Raw genomic sequence first — 18,267 nt, 5'->3', positions numbered from 1 at the left:
TGATGGAAAGTTAATTTTTTCCCAAATCTCATTTGCTGAGACTTTCAATTATAGAATCAGACCGCTATAATAAATAGCAGTATGGTTTTAGGAAAAGGGATGAAACATGGAAAAGAAAAAAAGAGCGTCAAACGATAATCGGATTGACTACGGTGTCATTTTACCAGTGTTCCTTTTATGTTTAATTGGATTACTTTCTTTATACGTAGCACTTAGTCACGATCCGAATAATCCATCTGTCTTTCGAGGTGTAATGATGCAAACCGTGTGGTACATGGTTGGAGCTGTAGCAATTATTGTTATTATGCACCTGAATTCCAAATGGATTTGGAAGTTAACACCCTATTTATATGGTCTGGGTTTAGTAGTCATGGGATTGCTACTCAAATTTTATGACAAACAGCTCGCATTGGTAACTGGGTCAAAAAACTGGTTTAGTTTTGGCTCCTTCACTTTTCAGCCAGCGGAATTAATGAAAATTGCGTACATTTTGATGATGGCGTTAATCGTGACCAAGCACAACAGTCAGTTGAAAGAACGAACGACGAAAAATGATTTGTGGCTGATTGCTAAGATGTTGCTTGTAACGTTACCTGTTTTAGCTTTAGTTATGGCACAAGATGATTTTGGGACGATGCTAGTTTTCTTGGCTATCTTTGGTGGGATTTTCTTGATGTCAGGGATTTCTTGGAAAATTGTCATTCCTGTCGTAGTGATCGCTTTAGTTGTTGGGGCAGGGCTGATCTATTTAGTTACGACAGAAGGCGGAAGAGATTTATTATATAAAGTTGGTTTTAAGTCTTATCAATTTGCTCGGATCGATTCGTGGCTAGATCCTTTCCACGATACTTCTGGTATGAGTTATCAACCTGCCCAAGGCTTATTGGCAATTGGTTCTGGTGGATTATTAGGTAAAGGGTTCAATACCAGTGATGTATATGTACCTGTTCGTGAATCAGATATGATTTTTACAGTGATTGGCGAGAATTTTGGGTTTATTGGCGGCGCATTCGTGATCTTTTTATATTTTATTTTGATTTATCGAATGATTCGCGTTTGTTTTGACACAAATAATGAATTTTATGCGTATATCGCTAGTGGATTAATCATGATGTTATTGTTCCATGTTTTTGAAAATATTGGCGCAAATATTGGTTTACTACCACTAACGGGGATTCCCCTACCATTTATTAGTCAAGGTGGTTCATCTATTTTGGGAAATATGATTGGGATTGGTTTAATTCTATCCATGCGTTTCCAAAACGAGACACCTGACAAAACATCTAGGAGGTAAGACGTTGTACACATTTTATTGGTATCCGAAATGTTCGACCTGCAAAAAAGCAAAAGCATGGCTAGATACACATCAGATTGCTTATCAAACAGTCGATATGGTTCAAGAAACACCAACCGCTCAAACAATTGAGACTTGGTTAACGAATACAGATTTACCGATGCGTCGTTTGTTCAATACGAGCGGGATGAAATATCGTGAATTAGGTTTGAAATCACAAATCGATGGTTTTTCAATCGAAGAAGCTAGTGAGCTACTTTCAACTGACGGAATGTTGATTAAACGTCCACTTTTAGTGAAAGAAGATCAGGTAGTAACAGTTGGTTATAATGAAAAAACTTATGAAGGAGCGTTAGTTTAACATGGCAGGCAAACATTTGAAGAAAACTGAAAATCTTTGGGTTTTATTTAACGGAAAAGAATACTGCATTGGTTTAACGAATGAAGCACAAGAAGAATTAGGACAAGTTACTTTTATCAATTTACCAAAAGTTGGCAAGACGTATCAAAAAGGTGAACCGTTGCTTGAAGTTGAAGCAGAAAAAGCGGTCAGCGAAATTGCCAGCCCAGTTACAGGAACGATTTCTTCCGTAAATGAAAAAATCGATGCGGATATCAACATTTTAAATGATGAAGACGAAATGAATGCTTGGATTTTAAGTTTTAAAGAGGTTGATCCACAGGATTTTGAAAACCTATAATCATTTTTTGATTAAGTATTCTAGTTTTAAAAATTGTTGACACTGGAATTTCTACTTGCTATAATCAAAGGCAATTACATGAAAGCTTTGAAAAGAAGAGTACATTTCACAGACGTTTGAAGAGAGCCCTGTTCGCTGAAAATGGGTAACGAACATGAGATGGAAGATGGTCTTAGAGCAGAGTGAGTGAGCACAAGCGAACTTACTACGGGAGTGCCCGTTATAGCACGACAGTATACGAGTGATTATTCAAGTACTGTAAAGAGGTTATTGCTGTAAAGCATTAACGAATCAAGGTGGTAACACGGAAGTTTATGCTTTCGTCCTTTTGCTTAATGGAGCAAATGGGCGGAAGCTTTTTTGTTTATCCAAGAAAATTTTTAGAAGAAAGATGGGGAAAATATGGCACTAATCCAATTGACCAATGTCGAAAAGACTTTTGGTGGGAAAAACGGAGCAATCCACGCTGTCAACGATGTGTCTTTAAGTATCGACAAAGGAGATATTTATGGAATCGTTGGGTACTCGGGCGCCGGAAAAAGTACATTAGTCCGCTTGTTAAATGGACTTGAGTTACCTAGCAGTGGCGAGGTCATTGTAAATAATCAAGATATCACAAAGTTGAAAAATAAAGAGTTACGAACTTTTCGTAAAAAAATCGGAATGATTTTTCAACATTTCAACCTTTTGTGGTCACGTACAGTGTTAGAAAATATCCAGTTGCCACTTGAGCTTGCTGGTATACCAAAAGCGCAACGTCAACAACGAGCAGAAGAACTATTGGGACTTGTTGGATTGGAAGGCAGAGGTGATGCATATCCTTCGCAACTATCTGGTGGACAAAAGCAAAGAGTTGGGATTGCGCGCGCATTGGCAAATGATCCAGAAATTTTATTATGTGATGAAGCTACTAGTGCACTTGATCCGCAAACAACGGAAGAAGTGCTGGACCTGTTATTGGCAATCAACAAAAAATTAAATTTAACGATTGTTTTGATTACACATGAAATGAATGTTATTCGTAAAATTTGTAATAAGGTTGCTGTAATGGAACTTGGGAAAGTAGTTGAAGAAGGCGAGGTTCTAAATGTCTTCCGTCATCCAAAACAAGAAGTAACCAAACGTTTTGTTCAACAAGATATTGAACCAGAAGCTGATTCTACTGAGCTATTAGCTGAATTGATCAAGGAAAATCCAAACGGCCGCCTAGTTACGCTAACGTTTGACGAAAATAACGCAAATGAACCAGTGATTTCTCAAGCAGTTCGTCGTTATAACGTGGATATCAATGTTGTTTATGGCAAAATCAAACAAGCAAAGGAAGGTTCGTTTGGTTCACTAACGATTTTGATGACAGGTGAAGAAAAAGAATTAGATCAAGCAGAAGTATTCTTTACCGAACAAGGCGTAGAAGTAGAGGTGATTCATCATGGATAAAAGCTTTTCAGCAACCTATTTAGATTTTAGCCAAATCAATGCAGAGACGATGAAACAAGCAATTGTTGATACTTTATACATGACATTGATTTCAATGGTTTTAGTTACAGTTATCGGATTAGTTTTAGGTTTAGTTCTTTATTCGATTGGTAGGAAAAATAAACCTTATGCACGTATCGTGTACGGGATTGTTTCGATTATCAGTAATATTTTCCGTTCAACACCATTTATGATCTTGATGGTATTGATCATTCCATTTACAAAAGCAATCGTTGGGACGATGCTTGGCGCGCAAGCAGCGATTCCAGCATTGGTATTATCTGCAGCACCATTTTACGCACGATTAGTTGAAATTGCTTTTCGTGAAGTAAGTCCGGGTGTTCTTGAAGCCGCAGATGCAATGGGCGCAAGTTATTGGGAAGTCATTTGGAAAGTGTTGATTCCTGAAAGTGTACCTGCTTTGATTTCAGGTTTAACGGTAACGACGATTTCAATGATTGGTTTCACTGCAATGGCAGGAGCAATCGGCGCTGGCGGACTAGGTGGTTTGGCTTGGCAAGAAGGCTACCAACGTGGTAATTTGACAGTGACATTTGTTGCAACATTAATTATTTTAGCTATTGTATTCGTTGTTCAGGGAATTGGAGATTTCTTAACGAAGAAAACAGATAGAAGATAAGAAAAATACTAGGGGGATATCAGGATGAAAAAGAAAATTTTTGGATTAGCAGCAGCACTTTTATTAACAGTCGGTTTAGCAGCTTGTGGGAACAGCGGAAAAGACAGCGCAAAGGATAGTTCGGATGAAACAACATTAAAAGTTGGTGCATCACCAACACCACATGCAGAAATTTTGGAACACGTCCAACCATTATTGAAAGAGGAAGGCATCAATCTTGAAATTGTTAAGTTTGATGATTATGTGTTACCGAACCAAGCTCTTGAAGAAGGCGATATTGATGCCAACTATTTCCAACATATTCCTTATTTGAACAAAGAAATCAAAGAAAAAGGGTATGACTTTGCGAATGCTGGTGCCATCCATATTGAACCAATGGGCTTGTATTCTCAATCAATCAAAGATATTTCTGAATTAAAAGATGGTGCTACAATCATTACTTCAAACTCAGAATCTGACTGGGGTCGAATCATCACAATTTTACAAGATGCTGATTTAGTGAAAGTCAAAGATGGTGTGGATCTTGAAACAGCGACATTTGATGATATTGCAGAAAATCCTAAGAATTTAAAATTCAATCATACAATTGATCCTTCTTTACTTGCGTCGACTTATCAAAATAATGAAGGTGACTTAGTTGCAATCAATGCAAACTTTGCTTATGGTGCTGGTTTGAATCCATTGGAAGATGCGGTGCTATTAGAACAAGACAATTCACCTTATGTAAATATCATTGCAACACGTTCAAAAGATAAGGACAGCAAGAAAATCAAAGCTTTGATTGAAGTGTTACACCGTGATGATGTTCAAAAATGGATCACTGAAAAATGGGGCGGTTCTGTGAAGCCAGTCTCAGCAGATGCAAAATAAAGGTGTGGCGCAAAGCGACTAGCTCCGAAAAAATAAAAAGTAACTGATAAAAATAGCTTTTCATATTTTTGACAGTTACGAATTATTTCGAGGAGTTGCTTTGGGAACACCGTGGAAAAGGTTGTGGCACAAAACGTTTAGCTCCGAATAGATAGTGAGTAAGCATGCAAAATAGCTTCTAAATTTTGAATAAAATCAGAATAAATCTCACGAGAAACGTCACTACGCACAACTATAAATGTTTCATAAAAGAGAGACCGAGACAAAACTAAAAATCAGTCGTTCATAATACATTTTTTAATTTAAAAAACGCCTAAAATCAACGTTTAAAAAAACGAATTTTAGGCGTTTTTTTCTATTTCGGCTACTTTTATCCTAGCTCCTTTCTTTTTATACAAATTACAATGTAAAAATAAAGCTTTTTTGAGAATAAATGAAAGTTATTCTAATTTCGACTGGTTAGATCATTGCGCTTCATTCTCAATTAGTCTAAAATGGGTGAGAACGAAAGAGAATTTGGAGGGAAACTGGCATGTCTGTCTTAGAAGTAAAAAATTTACATGTATCTATCGAGGAGAAAGAAATCCTTAAAGGTGTTAATTTAGTAATGAAAACGGGCGAAATCCACGCAATCATGGGACCAAATGGAACAGGTAAATCAACTTTATCTGCTGCAATCATGGGGAACCCTAATTATGAAGTAACAGAAGGCGAAGTTTTATTCGATGGGAAAAATATTTTAGACTTAGAAGTGGATGAACGTGCACGACTAGGGTTATTTTTAGCGATGCAATACCCAAGTGAGATTCCAGGAATCACTAATGCAGAATTTATGCGTGCAGCAATCAATGCAAAACGTGATGAAGATAACAAGATGTCTGTCATGACTTTCTTGAAAAAATTAGATGCAAAAATGGATCTATTAAACATGCCTGAAGAAATGGCTGAACGTTATCTGAACGAAGGTTTTTCTGGTGGTGAAAAGAAACGTAATGAAATTTTACAATTGTTGATGCTTGAGCCAACATTTGCTATTTTAGATGAAATCGATTCAGGGCTAGACATTGATGCATTAAAAGTAGTAGCAAAAGGTGTGAATGAAATGCGTGGCGAAAACTTTGGTGCATTAATCATCACTCACTATCAACGTTTGTTGAACTATATCACTCCTGACGTGGTCCATATCATGATGGAAGGTCGCGTTGTAATGACTGGAAACGCTGATTTAGCAAAACGTTTAGAAGCAGAAGGCTATGCTGGAATCAGTAAAGAATTAGGAATCGACTACAAAGAAGAAGAAGCGTAAGGAGGAGCAGGAATGAAAGAGAAAAACTGGCTCGACCATCTTGACGCGGTCAACGACTTTTCTTTGAGTAAAGGAGAGCCTGCTTGGATGACAGAGCTTCGTCAACAAGCATTGGCAAAAGCAAATGAATTGGTTTTACCAAAAATTGAACGAGTAAAATTTGCTCGCTGGCCGTTATTTGATATCAAAGAAATGACAGATGTTGTGACAGATGCTGGGAATGTTGCTGCGTTTGATACAATGAAAGACAATCCAGTGCTGGTACAACAGGGAACTTGGACTGTTTTTGAACAATTATCGACAGAATTAGCAGAACAAGGTGTGATTTTCACCGATATCTTTACTGCAATGCAAGAGTATCCTGAATTAGTACAAGAATACTATATGACAAAAGCTGTCAATATGGATGAAGATCAGTTAACTGCCTTGCACGCAGCATTTATGAATAGTGGTTTATTTCTTTATGTACCTAAAAATGTCGTGATTGAAGAACCAATTGAATCTTTATTTATTCAAGATGGCACAATCGATCAACATTTCTTTAAACATGTCTTGATTGTCGCAGATGAACATAGTGAATTTTCTTACCTTGAACGTTTTCAAACAACGGGTGAGCAACTAGCAAAAGTTTCTGGAAATATCGTGGTAGAAGTCATTGCGAAAGCTGGATCAAAAGTGAAATTTTCCGCAGTTGATCAACTAGGTGAGAATGTGACGGCTTATATGAATCGCCGTGGTCATATTTTACGTGATGCTTCTGTAGACTGGGCAATTGGTGTGATGAATGATGGCAATATTGTTGCTGACTTTGATTCTGATTTAGTTGGCGAAGGCGGTCATTCTGAAGTTAAGATCGTTGCTATTAGTGGCGGCAAACAAACACAAGGAATTGATACACGTGTGACGAATAAAGCACCACATACGATTGGTCATATTTTACAACATGGCGTGATTCGTGAGCGAGGTGTGTTAACATTTAACGGAATTGGGCACATCTTAAAAGGCGCAAAAGGTGCGGATGCACAGCAAGAAAGTCGTGTCTTGATGCTTTCAGATAAAGCTCGTGGTGATGCTAATCCAATTCTTTTGATTGACGAAAACGAAGTAACTGCTGGCCATGCTGCTAGTGTTGGTCGTGTAGATCCAGAGGAAATGTATTATTTGATGAGCCGTGGTTTGCATAAAGAAGAAGCTGAACGCTTAGTTATTCGCGGATTCCTTGGTTCCGTATTAACGGCTATCCCTGTTGAAGAAGTGCAAAAAGAATTGATTGAGGTCATTGAAGGGAAGTTGAATGCATGATTCATGCAGAAAAATTACGTGCTGATTTTCCTATCTTATTTCAAGAAGTGAACGATGAAGCCTTGGTGTATTTGGATAATGCTGCAACGACCCAAAAACCAAAGCAAGTGTTGGCTGCACTAACTAACTATTATGAAAAAGATAATGCGAATGTGCATCGTGGGGTTCATACTTTAGCAGAACGCGCAACGCATGAATACGAAGCTGCTCGAGAAAAAGTTCGCCGGTTTATCCATGCGAATGAAACAGCAGAGGTTCTATTCACGCGCGGGACGACGACAAGTTTAAACTGGGTTGCAAGAAGCTTTGGGGAGTTCATTCATGAAGGAGACGAAATCGTTCTTTCTTATATGGAACATCACTCTAATATCATTCCATGGCAACAACTGGCTAAACAAAAAGGTGCAACCTTAAAGTATATCGAATTAACACCAGAAAGATTACTCGATATGGCTGATGCAAAAGAAAAAATTACAGCAAAAACAAAGATTCTTGCAATCGCCCACGTTTCTAATGTTTTAGGTGTCAAAAATCCAGTGAAAGATTTAGCAGAACTCGTTCACGAAAAAGGTGGCGTAATCGTGGTTGATGGGGCGCAAGCTGCACCACATATGCCAATCAATGTTCAAGAACTTGATTGCGATTTTTATGCTTTTAGTGGTCATAAAATGTGTGGGCCAACTGGAATTGGTGTTTTATATGGTAAAAGAACTTGGCTAGAACAAATGGAACCAGTTGAGTTTGGTGGAGAAATGATTGACTTCGTTGAACTTTACGATAGCACATGGAAAGAACTGCCTTGGAAATTTGAAGCTGGAACGCCGAACATCGCTGGCGCGATTGCGCTTGGTCATGCGATTGATTATTTAGAAACGATTGGATTAGCAGAAATCCATCGTTATGAAGAAGAAATTGTAGCTTATGTATTGCCTAAACTTCAAGCAATCAAAGGATTAACGATTTATGGTCCACAAGAGCCAGAAAAGCGTACCGGAGTGATTGCATTTAATTTAGAAAATTTACATCCACATGATGTGGCAACAGCACTTGACATGGAAGGTGTAGCAGTTCGAGCAGGCCATCATTGCGCACAACCATTATTGAATTATTTACAGGTACCTGCAACAGCTCGAGCAAGTTTTTATTTCTATAATACTAAGCAAGACGCGGATCGGTTAGTTGAAGCAATTCTCGCAACAAAGGAGTTTTTCCAACATGGGACTATCTAAATTAGACAATCTTTATCGTCAAGTGATTCTAGATCATTCTTCCCATCCACACCATCGTGGAAGTTTGACCGAGTCAACGAATAAAATCGAACTAAACAATCCAACTTGTGGTGATGTGATCGAATTACAAGTAGATGTTAAAAATGGCGTGATTGAAAATATTGCATTTGATGGTAGTGGCTGTTCAATCAGTACAGCCAGTGCCTCGATGATGACGGATGCTGTAATCGGTAAAACCGTTGCCGAAGCACAACACTTAACAGTTGAATTTTTACAACTCGTACAAGGAAATGAAGTCGCCGATGAAGAAAAATTAGGTGATGCAGCCATGTTAAGTGGCGTTGCGAAGTTTCCAGCCAGAATCAAGTGTGCCACACTTGCTTGGAAAGCATTGAGTCAAGCAGTGACTGAAAATGGCACAGCAACAGCCCACCATTACCATAAAGAAGAGGAGTGAGAATATGGGCGTACCAGAATTAGAAGAATATAAATTTGGGTTTCACGATGATGTGCAACCTGTTTTCAGTACCGGAGAAGGATTAACTGAAGAAGTAATTCGTGAAATGTCACGAATTAAAGAAGAACCAGAATGGATGCTCGAGTTTCGCTTGAAGTCGTTAGAGACGTTTAATAAAATGCCGATGCAAACTTGGGGACCTGACTTGTCTGATATTGACTTTGAGGCCATTAAATATTATCAAAAACCAAGTGATAAGCCTGTTCGTGATTGGGAAGATGTACCAGAAAAAATCAAAGAAACCTTTGAAAAAATCGGTATTCCTGAAGCCGAACGTGCTTATTTAGCAGGAGCCTCAGCTCAATATGAATCAGAAGTGGTTTACCACAACATGAAAGAGGAATTCGAAAAATTAGGAATTATTTTTACTGACACCGACTCTGCACTGAAAGAATATCCAGAATTATTCAAGGAATATTTTGCTAAATTAGTTCCACCAACCGACAACAAATTAGCTGCACTTAACTCTGCGGTTTGGTCAGGTGGCACATTCATTTATGTACCAAAAGGTGTCCGAGTAGATGTTCCTTTACAAACCTACTTCCGAATCAATGCAGAAAATACTGGACAATTTGAACGAACATTAATTATTGTTGATGAAGGCGCTAGTGTTCACTATGTGGAAGGCTGTACGGCACCCACGTATTCAAGTAATAGTTTACATGCAGCGATTGTTGAAATTTATACCAGAAAAGATGCTTATTGCCGCTATACAACCATCCAAAACTGGTCTGACAACGTCTATAATTTAGTAACGAAACGTGCAAAAGCTTACGAAGGCGCAACAGTTGAATGGATTGATGGGAACCTTGGTGCGAAAACAACGATGAAATACCCAAGTGTTTACTTGGACGGAAAAGGTGCTCGAGGTACCATGTTGTCAATCGCTTTTGCAGGTGCAAATCAAATCCAAGATACAGGTGCTAAAATGATTCACAATGCACCAAACACTTCAAGCTCTATCGTCTCAAAATCAATTTCAAAAGACGGTGGCGAAGTCAACTATCGTGGACAAGTAACCTTTGCTAAAGACAGCGCAGGATCTATTTCTCACATTGAATGCGACACGATTATTATGGATGAACTATCAAAATCAGATACGATTCCATTCAATGAAATCCACAACAGTCAAGTTTCTTTAGAACATGAAGCGAAAGTTTCAAAAATTTCCGAAGAGCAGCTCTACTATTTGATGAGCCGTGGCTTGACTGAATCAGAAGCGACAGAAATGATCGTGATGGGCTTTGTTGAGCCATTCACTAAAGAACTTCCAATGGAATATGCGGTTGAACTCAATCGTTTGATCAGTTATGAGATGGAAGGCAGTGTAGGTTAAACCTGTAATAGGAGCTAGAACCCTTGATATATAAGGATTCTAGCTTTTTTAATTTACCTTGATAATAGAAATGACCAGCTTTTGACCAGCTTTTTTACTGATGTGCCATCATATCAGCAAACTCTTGACCAGTTTTCTTAGGTGCGTTGTTTGTAATGTGTGTATAGAGATGTCTAATGTTACTTTACTATTTTCATGCCCTAATCGTTGTTGAACTACCTTGACAGATTCTCCTGATTCTAATAATTAAACTAGCATGCGTAGGTCTAACCCCATGAGGCGTAATACAAGGCAAGTTATACTTTTTCAAAATATATCTTAACCAATTATTCACAGTGTTAGGCATGTAGAGGTCGTTCTTTAAACTAGTAAAAACACATAGCTCTTTAAGACTGGTATTGTAGACAATTTTACGATTATTTTTTCATATATAAAACACTATCCAAAGAAGGGTCGGGTTTATGTTTAGATTCCATAGTTTAAGGTATGGATGTTAAATTGATTATTTAATTTATTACAGTGTGAACGTATATATTAGAAAACTCCTGAAAAGTATGAATTATCTGGAGTTTTTTTAGAATCAGTTTAAGTAACATATCTATGAAATGAGATTAAGGAGTATAATAGTTGATAGATAAGCGTTTTTATTTTGGATGGTAATAGTAATAAAAAAATTTTTAGGATATTGCTACAGTTTGTCTTATTGAATAACATTAAAGAGAGAAGAGAGGAAAGAATGAAAAAAGTATTACTTGCAGTTAGTTTGTTGGCTAATGTAGCGCTGGCTGGAGCGCTGATTTATACCACTGTTGAAAAGAATAATCTCGACCGTCAGCGAGAAAATTTAGCAATCAGGAACGAACAATATCAGAAAAAGATAGAGGAATCTAGTACCATAAATAGCACAGAACTACGGGAAAGTACTATAAGTACTTCTAACGCCTCAATGGATAATAATTACGTTGAAAGAATATCAGAAAGTAGTACAGAGCCAGAAGAAGATTCTAGCGGAAGGGTAGAACTATTGAATCATGTTTATTTTTTTGAGAGCTTTAATGGTTCGATAACGCCACGAGAAGGTGAATTGAGTCATATGTCGGAACGTTTTACAAGAACGCCTGTTACCGTTAAAAATAACAGTGGTACTTGGCAGGCTGATCTCTATACTAATAACGATAAAACTGCCCAGATTGTTCAGGAAGGTACCACTCTTTTCGATGGAACTTGGAAACATACTAAGGCATTTGAGGTTTTATCACTTAAAAGCTCACTCCAAAATTCCACAAGAAACGATTTAGTGTCTTCTTTTTCTCAAAGATCATGGAATGATCCAGAAGTTGCAAGGTTAGCTCAAACAGTTTTGGAAAATGCAAGTAATCAGAGCGTTTCAGATGAGCAATGGCAACAGTTTTCGAATGATACTATTCAGAAATTAGATACCATGAAAAAGATTAACTGACTATAGTTAAATAGAGAACTGACTAATAAATATGTCATATATTCTTGTTAGTCTAAATCAAGAGTTACCTTACTTCATAGAATTTTTTAGAAAGTACTTTCGGGATAAGCTAATCAGGGACTCCTTTTTTCTGAATCCGCTTAAGTGAGATATATCTGAGGCTAAATGGGAATAGATTTTTTTTACTGTAGTGTCAATTTTAGTTCTTCCGGATGTTATATAGCGGGAAAAATTTATTGAGAAAAATAAGAGAGTGTTTGTTACTAGCAAATAGAAAACGAGAAAAATGTGAGTGCAATTATTTCAGATAATTTAAACTAAAAGCATATAGTACAGTAGGACTCTACCTAGAGGGACTATATGCTTTTAGTTTTTCAACGGATTAGTTTTGATTCTGCGTCTTAACCCATTGTATTGATTTTGAACGATACTTAGTCTCAACAGGCTTATCTTAAAATTTTTTCTTCTATCTTGAAGGACTAATTATCATGAAATTTTTAGCAAAAGTTAAAAAATATAAGTGTGTATTCTGAATTACCTTTTTCAAATCAGCATAAGTTTTCACTATTTACAATTCGTAGGTAATTGTAGTAATAGATATAGTTCGTTATAATAACTTTGTAATGATAAAATAAAGTTATTTTATGAGGAGTTATAAAATGAAAAAAGTGTCGATCATCAGTTTATTGTTTACAGTATTATTGTTGACTGCTTGTCAACAAAATAAAGAGATTAATTCTACGGCATCGTCTACTAAAATTACTCAAGAAACAACGGCAAATTCGACAGCTGCTGTTAAAAAAGAAGTGGAGACAAGTACAAGTTTCGTCTCTACAGAATCAAGTAATCAGCAGATGACCATGGAAAGTAGTAGTTCTTCGATTAAAGAAAGTCAAGTGGTGAATATTTTGTGGAATGAGGCTAAGGCACAACAATTAAACACATTTATGGCTAGCTGGGGACAAACTATGAAACAAAGTTATAAAGAATATGGTCCCGGCAATAACGTTAATTTATATGGCTTACAGCTTCCTGATACGGTTCTTGCTAACACAAATGGCTGGCAAGCGACAGTCAATAATGTGCCAATTACTTTAACTTGGTCAGAAAATGGCGAAGCAAATGCTGGCTATGCGTTAGTAGCGGTCTATTCTGATGTGGAGACGCAAGCATCATTAGCTAAGCATGTTTATTTCTTTACGATTGATGCGGGTGTTCCTAAAGTCTTGGTGACGAGCCAGAATCAAGGAAATCCTGATAATTATTTATATTTCAAAGAGACAGAGAACCAACAATTGAAAGATGGCTTTACTGAAATTGTGGGAAATGTATAAAACGAAAGTTTAAAATTTTTTGACAAGAAAATGATTAAAATAACTTGTTAGTAACTCTAACAAGTTATTTTTTTATGCTCCTTGCAAATATAGATTAAAAAATCACCAATCCATCAATGAAAAAATGTTGATTTTTCAACAAAAAAGCGTTAAGTTTATAACTAGTTAATGTAGAATTTTCAACAATTTTGAGGAGTGAGCCATTTTGATCAATTTAGAAGAAGTATTTAGTCAAGCACACATTGATTTTGAGTTATATAATCATCGCGCGATTTACACCAATGAAGATGCGTTAGTGGTCAAGGCAGAGCAAGGATTCTCTGGCACAGAAACCAAAAGTTTATACCTAAAAGATAAACAAAAGAATAACTATATTTTTCTGACTTTCACAACGAAAAAGAGTGATTTTAAACGGTTAAGTAAGTTAATTGGCAAAAGAGTGTCGGTTGTTTCTGCGGAAATGATGGAAGAACAAACGGGGCAAAAACCTGGAGCTGTATCACCTTTTGGCTACGAAGCACATGTTCCAGTGATTATTGACGAAGAGTTATTGACACATGAAAAATTAGTTTTCGCACCAGGACGTCCAGATCAAACCATGGTGGTGAAAGTAGCAGACTTAGATAGAATAATTGAAGTGCTTAATTTGGAAACCTATCTATTGCCTGCAGAGGAGTAAAAAATGTCTGAAATTTTAAGAGAAATTGGAATTATTTCCCGTTCGTTATCATACATCAGCAATGTTGAGTTCAAGGAATTAGAGCTAAACAAAGAACAATATCTGTACTTAACAAGAATCTATGAAAATCCGGGTATCATCAATGATGCAGTAGCAGAGCTGGTCAAGCAAGACCGGACAACTGTCTCGAAGTCTGTTCAAAAACTTGTAAATGCTGGTTTAGTTCGGAAAGAAATTGATGCTGAAAATAAAAAAATTCGTCGATTATATGCAACTGAAAAAGCAGAAGCATTTTATGACTATTTAAAACGTGAGGAAGCCTATTCAGAAAAAGCTGCTTTACTCGATCTTTCAGCCAATGAAAGAGAAACTTTGTTAAAACTATTGAAAAAGGTGAGTAAAAATGTTGATGAAGAGTGGCTGTTTGTTAAAAACGGCAATAAACGAATCTATTAGGTTTTTCTAACAATAAAAGAGCCAAACAGGAGGGTAGTCTGTTTGGCTCTTTGTCTGTAATCAATGTTCTGGACGGATATAAAATAGCTTAAAATCCGTATTTTACGAAAGAAACTTGGGGGGGAGAAGTAGTTTAGTGAATTATCTTATATGTTTACTAAAAATAAAGTCTATGCTATCATGCTTTTTGAAAACGCTTTATTTAGTTGTGTTGCGATTGGATTAAAGGCAGATGCTGTGGGTAAGTCATCTAGGAGGTATTGGATGAAAAAACGGAAGATGATTCAGTGGTTATCGTTAGTGGGAAGTATCATTGTTATTGGTATGTTTCAGAGTACAACAGTAAAAGCAGCGGAGATTTTTGAAACTAATTTTAGTCAAGAAAAAGGGAATTGGTTAGATATCAAAGGGACTTCCAAGACTAGTCTCAGTGAGAATCAATTAGTTATTAGTAATACAACACAAGGCACTTCAATTGAATCTGTGAGTATTTTACAAGATGCACCGTTAAAGAAAACTGGAGAAGTTGAGATGAGCTTTCTTTATGAAGGACAAAAAAACTTTGGGGTGATTTTTAGAGGTAGTGAGACTGATTCAGCGACTTGGCAATCCTTTGCTTACAATGGAGATGGGGACTGGCAGCTAGGGCAACCGGGTGGAAAATGGATTACCACAATTAAAGGTTCACCATTGGTCAAAGGAAAAACATATCGTTTGTTGGTGCGCTATGAAGAGAAAAAAATTATGGCTTATTTGAATGGTCACTTGTTATATGAAAATCAAGAAGTCAACTATCCTAATGGCAATGGAAGCATTGATGGAGATTGGCAAGGAAAAATTGGTATTCGTCTTTTTGGTGATCGTGTGACGTTGAAGGTAGTGACGTTAAAAAATGGGGAGATTGGTTCAATTCCTTTAGATCCTGAAGAGTCAAATGATCCAACAGAGGCAGAAGCAAAAGAGTTGCAACAAACATGGAAAACCAATCTTGTTGGTGATTTTGAAAAAAATCCTGAATTGTTAAATGATCCAGATGTTATTGCGTATACGCAAAAGCTGTCAGAACAAGCGAATGAATTATATGGGAAACTAAATAAAGAATCCAGTCGCACATATTTGTGGGAAAAGGTAGCTTCAGACACAGCCTCAGCAGATATAACAACGCAATTTGCTAATCTTTCTGTTTTGGCTCGGGCTTACGGGACACAGGGAACGGCGCTTTACCAAAAGCAACAGGTAGGAACGGACATTGTCGAGGCGCTTGATTTTATGGTAGATGTTCGAAAATATGATGGGAAAAAATATCACGGCAACTGGTGGGATTGGCAGATTGGTGTGCCACAAAAATTTATTGATATTCTAATGATTATGAAAGACGAACTGACACCGGACCAATTAGCGAAATACACGCAAGTAATTTCACGATATGTTCCAGATCCTTATAAACAATTGTATGGTAAGCCACAAGGAACCTTTGTTGATTTGCATTTTATTCCCAATTTCCAAACGACAGGAGCGAATCGGACGGATTTAGCGTTAACGATCATGGGCTTGGGTATTTTACAAAAAAATGGAGATAAATTAAGTGTTTCCGGAGAAAGTATCAAAGAAGTTTTTGCACTTGTGACAAAAGGAGATGGATTCTATAAAGATGGCTCGTTTATTCAACATGGGGATATTCCATATACTGGTTCATATGGAAATGTTTTGGTGAAAGGAACAAGTAAGATTTTAGGAATTTTAGCCAATTCAAAATGGAATTTACCAAAGGATGTAACAGATTCTTTTGTGACAAACGTGAATAATGCATTTATTCCGTTAATTGAGAAAGGTGAAATGATGCCAATGGTGAATGGGCGTTCAATTTCGCGGGCAACTTCGACAAAAACAACTGGTTTTGGTTCACCAACAATGTATAATTTGTTGCTAGTATCAGAATTTGCAGACCCATCAGCAAACAGTCAATTGAAGGAAAGTGTCAAGTATTGGTTGAAGGAGAATCCAGCTTATTACTATACCAACGCACGTGATTTCAAGGATTTATTGTTAACGAAACAGGTGATGAGCGATGAAACGATTCTTGGAAAAGAAAAACCGTTTCTAGGAAGCAAATTGTATGGTGCAATGGATCGTTATGTGTATGCCAGCGGTGATTTTAGTGTGGGACTTAGCATGTACTCGAACCGAATTTCTTCATTTGAGGCAGGTAACAAAGAGAATAAACGAGGCTGGCATACATCAGATGGCATGCTGTATTTATTCAATCAAGACCAGCAATATGGGGAAGGCTATTGGCCGACGATTGACCCATACCGATTACCTGGTACGACAGTTGATACAGTCAAATTAGCAGATGAAGTGAGCTCATTTACGACGGTGCGTTCTTCAGAAAAACAAGTAGGTGGTGCAACAGACGGGGAAAATGCCGCTATTGGAATGGCGTTAAACAAAGCAGGTACGAAAAATAACGGTACGGTTTTACCAATGGATCTCAAAGCACAGAAATCTTGGTTTGTATTTGATGACCAAATTGTTGCATTAGGATCAGGCATTCAAGGGACGACGTCAGCTTCGATTGAAACAGTGATTGAAAACCGAATGCTTGATTCCAACAGTACGTACCAGTTGTTGACAAATCAAGGTGAAGTTTCCAGCAACGGCGAACAAACGATGCAAGCAAATGAGTGGCTCCTATTGTCATCTTCACAAAAAAATCAGAGTATTGGATATTACTTCCCTCAAGAAGAAACAATTACTTTGGTTAATGAACAGCGTACTGGAAAATACAGTGATATTAATGAAGGTTTCCCAAACAGTCAAGTGTATACGGAAAACTATCAAAAAGTTTTGCTTAACCATGGTCAAAAACCAATCGATGAAAAGTATGCGTATGTTCTTTTACCAAATGCAACAAAGCAAGGTCTTGAGAATTATGCAAAACAAAATCGAATCGAAATTTTATCAAATGAAAAGGCAAATCAAAGTGTCAAAGATACAGTCACTGGAATAACAGCAGCAAATCTTTGGGCAGCCAATCAAACGGTGGCAGGAATTACCTTTAGCCATCCGGCATCTGTTTTGTTGAAAGAAGAATCAAATAAGGCGAGGGTAACCGTTGCTAATCCGCTACAAACGAATGAAACACTGACGTTGAATTTTTCAAAAGCAGTTAAAACAGTTATTCACGCAGATGAAAATATAACAATTAGTGAAGATGGAAGAAGTGCGCAAGTTCAAACAGCAGGTATGACAGGAGGATCTAGTCAGTTGGAAGTTGAGTGGGAATAAAAGGTTGTGGCGCCAAGCGTTCAGCTCCGAAAAAATAATGAGCAACTGGCAAAAATAGCATTTCATATTTTTGGACAGTTATGAATTATTTTGAGGAGTTGCTTGGGGAACACCGTGGATGAGGTTGTGGCGCCAAGCGTTCAGCTCCGACAAGATAGCGAGTAAGCACTCAAAATGGCTCTTCATATTTTGAAGTGAATAAAAGCTATGTGGAGGAGTTATTTCGGCATAGGCGTTCACTATTTTGAAATAGTCACAACGTAAGGGTAATTTACTAGCTAATGGCCACGCAAAATGATGAGCTACTGTAAAAATTTATTGATTTAGTTGCTGCAAATCGTAAACAGTGAGAATAGCAGGAAAGACTGAAGTTAAGAAGG

16 protein-coding genes, 1 pseudogene and 1 other annotated feature are annotated in these 18,267 nt (G+C 37.2%); of the genes and pseudogenes, 16 read left to right on the top strand and 1 reads right to left on the bottom strand.

Going from position 1 to position 18,267, the window contains the following annotated elements; all coding sequences use genetic code 11:
• Nucleotides 1-106: 106 nt before the first annotated feature.
• The 11 genes from IGJ76_RS10910 (at nt 107) to sufB (ending at nt 10,671) form a co-directional block, all read left to right on the top strand.
• Entirely contained in the window at nt 107-1,294 is a 1,188-nt protein-coding gene (locus IGJ76_RS10910; protein ID WP_067482779.1) for an FtsW/RodA/SpoVE family cell cycle protein, read from the top strand.
• Between the two features lie 4 nt (nt 1,295-1,298).
• Nucleotides 1,299-1,655 carry an arsenate reductase family protein gene (locus IGJ76_RS10905; RefSeq protein WP_067482777.1) on the top strand — a complete coding sequence of 119 codons (357 nt, stop codon included), beginning with the start codon at nt 1,299-1,301 and terminating at the stop codon, nt 1,653-1,655.
• 1 nt (nt 1,656) lies between these two features.
• Nucleotides 1,657-1,995 carry a glycine cleavage system protein H gene (locus tag IGJ76_RS10900; protein ID WP_067482774.1) on the top strand — a complete coding sequence of 113 codons (339 nt, stop codon included), beginning with the start codon at nt 1,657-1,659 and terminating at the stop codon, nt 1,993-1,995.
• Nucleotides 1,996-2,073: 78 nt separating this feature from the next.
• Nucleotides 2,074-2,326, top strand: a binding site (T-box leader).
• Nucleotides 2,327-2,397: 71 nt separating this feature from the next.
• The gene (locus IGJ76_RS10895) at nt 2,398-3,432 is read left to right on the top strand and encodes a methionine ABC transporter ATP-binding protein (protein ID WP_067482772.1); all 1,035 of its coding nucleotides are present in this window, start codon (nt 2,398-2,400) and stop codon (nt 3,430-3,432) included.
• Nucleotides 3,425-4,111 carry a methionine ABC transporter permease gene (locus tag IGJ76_RS10890; RefSeq protein ID WP_067482770.1) on the top strand — a complete coding sequence of 229 codons (687 nt, stop codon included), beginning with the start codon at nt 3,425-3,427 and terminating at the stop codon, nt 4,109-4,111. The genes IGJ76_RS10895 and IGJ76_RS10890 overlap by 8 nt, the downstream gene beginning before the upstream one ends.
• A gap of 24 nt (nt 4,112-4,135) precedes the next feature.
• Complete coding sequence (locus tag IGJ76_RS10885; RefSeq protein ID WP_067482768.1) at nt 4,136-4,981, top strand: MetQ/NlpA family ABC transporter substrate-binding protein; 846 nt, start codon at nt 4,136-4,138, stop codon at nt 4,979-4,981.
• Between the two features lie 532 nt (nt 4,982-5,513).
• On the top strand, nt 5,514-6,287 hold the full coding sequence (gene sufC / locus IGJ76_RS10880; RefSeq protein WP_067482766.1) for a Fe-S cluster assembly ATPase SufC: 774 nt from the start codon (nt 5,514-5,516) through the stop codon (nt 6,285-6,287).
• Nucleotides 6,288-6,299: 12 nt separating this feature from the next.
• Nucleotides 6,300-7,589 carry a Fe-S cluster assembly protein SufD gene (sufD, locus tag IGJ76_RS10875; RefSeq protein WP_071869093.1) on the top strand — a complete coding sequence of 430 codons (1,290 nt, stop codon included), beginning with the start codon at nt 6,300-6,302 and terminating at the stop codon, nt 7,587-7,589.
• A complete protein-coding gene (locus IGJ76_RS10870; RefSeq protein WP_071869092.1) occupies nt 7,586-8,818 on the top strand; it encodes a cysteine desulfurase in 1,233 nt (410 codons plus the stop codon). The genes sufD and IGJ76_RS10870 overlap by 4 nt, the downstream gene beginning before the upstream one ends.
• Complete coding sequence (gene sufU, locus IGJ76_RS10865; protein ID WP_067482762.1) at nt 8,805-9,275, top strand: Fe-S cluster assembly sulfur transfer protein SufU; 471 nt, start codon at nt 8,805-8,807, stop codon at nt 9,273-9,275. Before IGJ76_RS10870 ends, sufU begins: the two co-directional genes overlap by 14 nt.
• A gap of 4 nt (nt 9,276-9,279) precedes the next feature.
• Entirely contained in the window at nt 9,280-10,671 is a 1,392-nt protein-coding gene (gene sufB / locus IGJ76_RS10860) for a Fe-S cluster assembly protein SufB (protein WP_430596622.1), read from the top strand.
• 94 nt (nt 10,672-10,765) lie between these two features.
• On the opposite strand, the pseudogene IGJ76_RS10855 reads toward sufB, so the two are convergent.
• Nucleotides 10,766-11,083 (bottom strand): annotated as a pseudogene (locus IGJ76_RS10855) (tyrosine-type recombinase/integrase); the annotation flags it as partial.
• A gap of 324 nt (nt 11,084-11,407) precedes the next feature.
• Here IGJ76_RS10855 and IGJ76_RS10850 point away from each other — a divergent pair.
• From IGJ76_RS10850 to IGJ76_RS10830, 5 genes are all read left to right on the top strand, one after another.
• Complete coding sequence (locus IGJ76_RS10850; protein ID WP_095803814.1) at nt 11,408-12,130, top strand: hypothetical protein; 723 nt, start codon at nt 11,408-11,410, stop codon at nt 12,128-12,130.
• Nucleotides 12,131-12,789: 659 nt separating this feature from the next.
• A complete protein-coding gene (locus IGJ76_RS10845) occupies nt 12,790-13,464 on the top strand; it encodes a DUF4767 domain-containing protein (RefSeq protein WP_071869176.1) in 675 nt (224 codons plus the stop codon).
• Between the two features lie 205 nt (nt 13,465-13,669).
• Complete coding sequence (locus IGJ76_RS10840) at nt 13,670-14,143, top strand: YbaK/EbsC family protein (RefSeq protein WP_075491548.1); 474 nt, start codon at nt 13,670-13,672, stop codon at nt 14,141-14,143.
• Between the two features lie 3 nt (nt 14,144-14,146).
• The gene (locus tag IGJ76_RS10835; RefSeq protein ID WP_067482753.1) at nt 14,147-14,599 is read left to right on the top strand and encodes a MarR family winged helix-turn-helix transcriptional regulator; all 453 of its coding nucleotides are present in this window, start codon (nt 14,147-14,149) and stop codon (nt 14,597-14,599) included.
• A 264-nt stretch (nt 14,600-14,863) separates the two neighbouring features.
• Nucleotides 14,864-17,887: a polysaccharide lyase 8 family protein gene (locus IGJ76_RS10830; protein WP_430596621.1), complete on the top strand. Its 3,024-nt coding sequence runs from the start codon at nt 14,864-14,866 to the stop codon at nt 17,885-17,887.
• The last annotated feature ends 380 nt before the right edge of the window (nt 17,888-18,267 follow it).

The organism is Enterococcus sp. DIV0175 (assembly GCF_050529075.1).
GTDB classification, from domain to species: Bacteria; Bacillota; Bacilli; order Lactobacillales; family Enterococcaceae; genus Enterococcus_B; species Enterococcus_B thailandicus.
Note: the sequence above shows the minus strand (reverse complement) of the source record. Positions and strands in the feature narration are given on the sequence as shown.

Bases quoted from the DNA above. Each gene is read 5' to 3' on its own strand.
- IGJ76_RS10850 (WP_095803814.1), top strand. From the start codon at position 11,408: ATGAAAAAAGTATTACTTGCAGTTAGTTTGTTGGCTAATGTAGCGCTG.
- IGJ76_RS10895 (WP_067482772.1), top strand. From the start codon at position 2,398: ATGGCACTAATCCAATTGACCAATGTCGAAAAGACTTTTGGTGGGAAA.
- IGJ76_RS10835 (WP_067482753.1), top strand. From the start codon at position 14,147: ATGTCTGAAATTTTAAGAGAAATTGGAATTATTTCCCGTTCGTTATCA.
- sufB (WP_430596622.1), top strand. From the start codon at position 9,280: ATGGGCGTACCAGAATTAGAAGAATATAAATTTGGGTTTCACGATGAT.
- sufC (WP_067482766.1), top strand. From the start codon at position 5,514: ATGTCTGTCTTAGAAGTAAAAAATTTACATGTATCTATCGAGGAGAAA.
- sufU (WP_067482762.1), top strand. From the start codon at position 8,805: ATGGGACTATCTAAATTAGACAATCTTTATCGTCAAGTGATTCTAGAT.
- IGJ76_RS10890 (WP_067482770.1), top strand. From the start codon at position 3,425: ATGGATAAAAGCTTTTCAGCAACCTATTTAGATTTTAGCCAAATCAAT.
- IGJ76_RS10870 (WP_071869092.1), top strand. From the start codon at position 7,586: ATGATTCATGCAGAAAAATTACGTGCTGATTTTCCTATCTTATTTCAA.
- IGJ76_RS10900 (WP_067482774.1), top strand. From the start codon at position 1,657: ATGGCAGGCAAACATTTGAAGAAAACTGAAAATCTTTGGGTTTTATTT.
- IGJ76_RS10910 (WP_067482779.1), top strand. From the start codon at position 107: ATGGAAAAGAAAAAAAGAGCGTCAAACGATAATCGGATTGACTACGGT.
- IGJ76_RS10830 (WP_430596621.1), top strand. From the start codon at position 14,864: ATGAAAAAACGGAAGATGATTCAGTGGTTATCGTTAGTGGGAAGTATC.
- IGJ76_RS10885 (WP_067482768.1), top strand. From the start codon at position 4,136: ATGAAAAAGAAAATTTTTGGATTAGCAGCAGCACTTTTATTAACAGTC.
- sufD (WP_071869093.1), top strand. From the start codon at position 6,300: ATGAAAGAGAAAAACTGGCTCGACCATCTTGACGCGGTCAACGACTTT.
- IGJ76_RS10845 (WP_071869176.1), top strand. From the start codon at position 12,790: ATGAAAAAAGTGTCGATCATCAGTTTATTGTTTACAGTATTATTGTTG.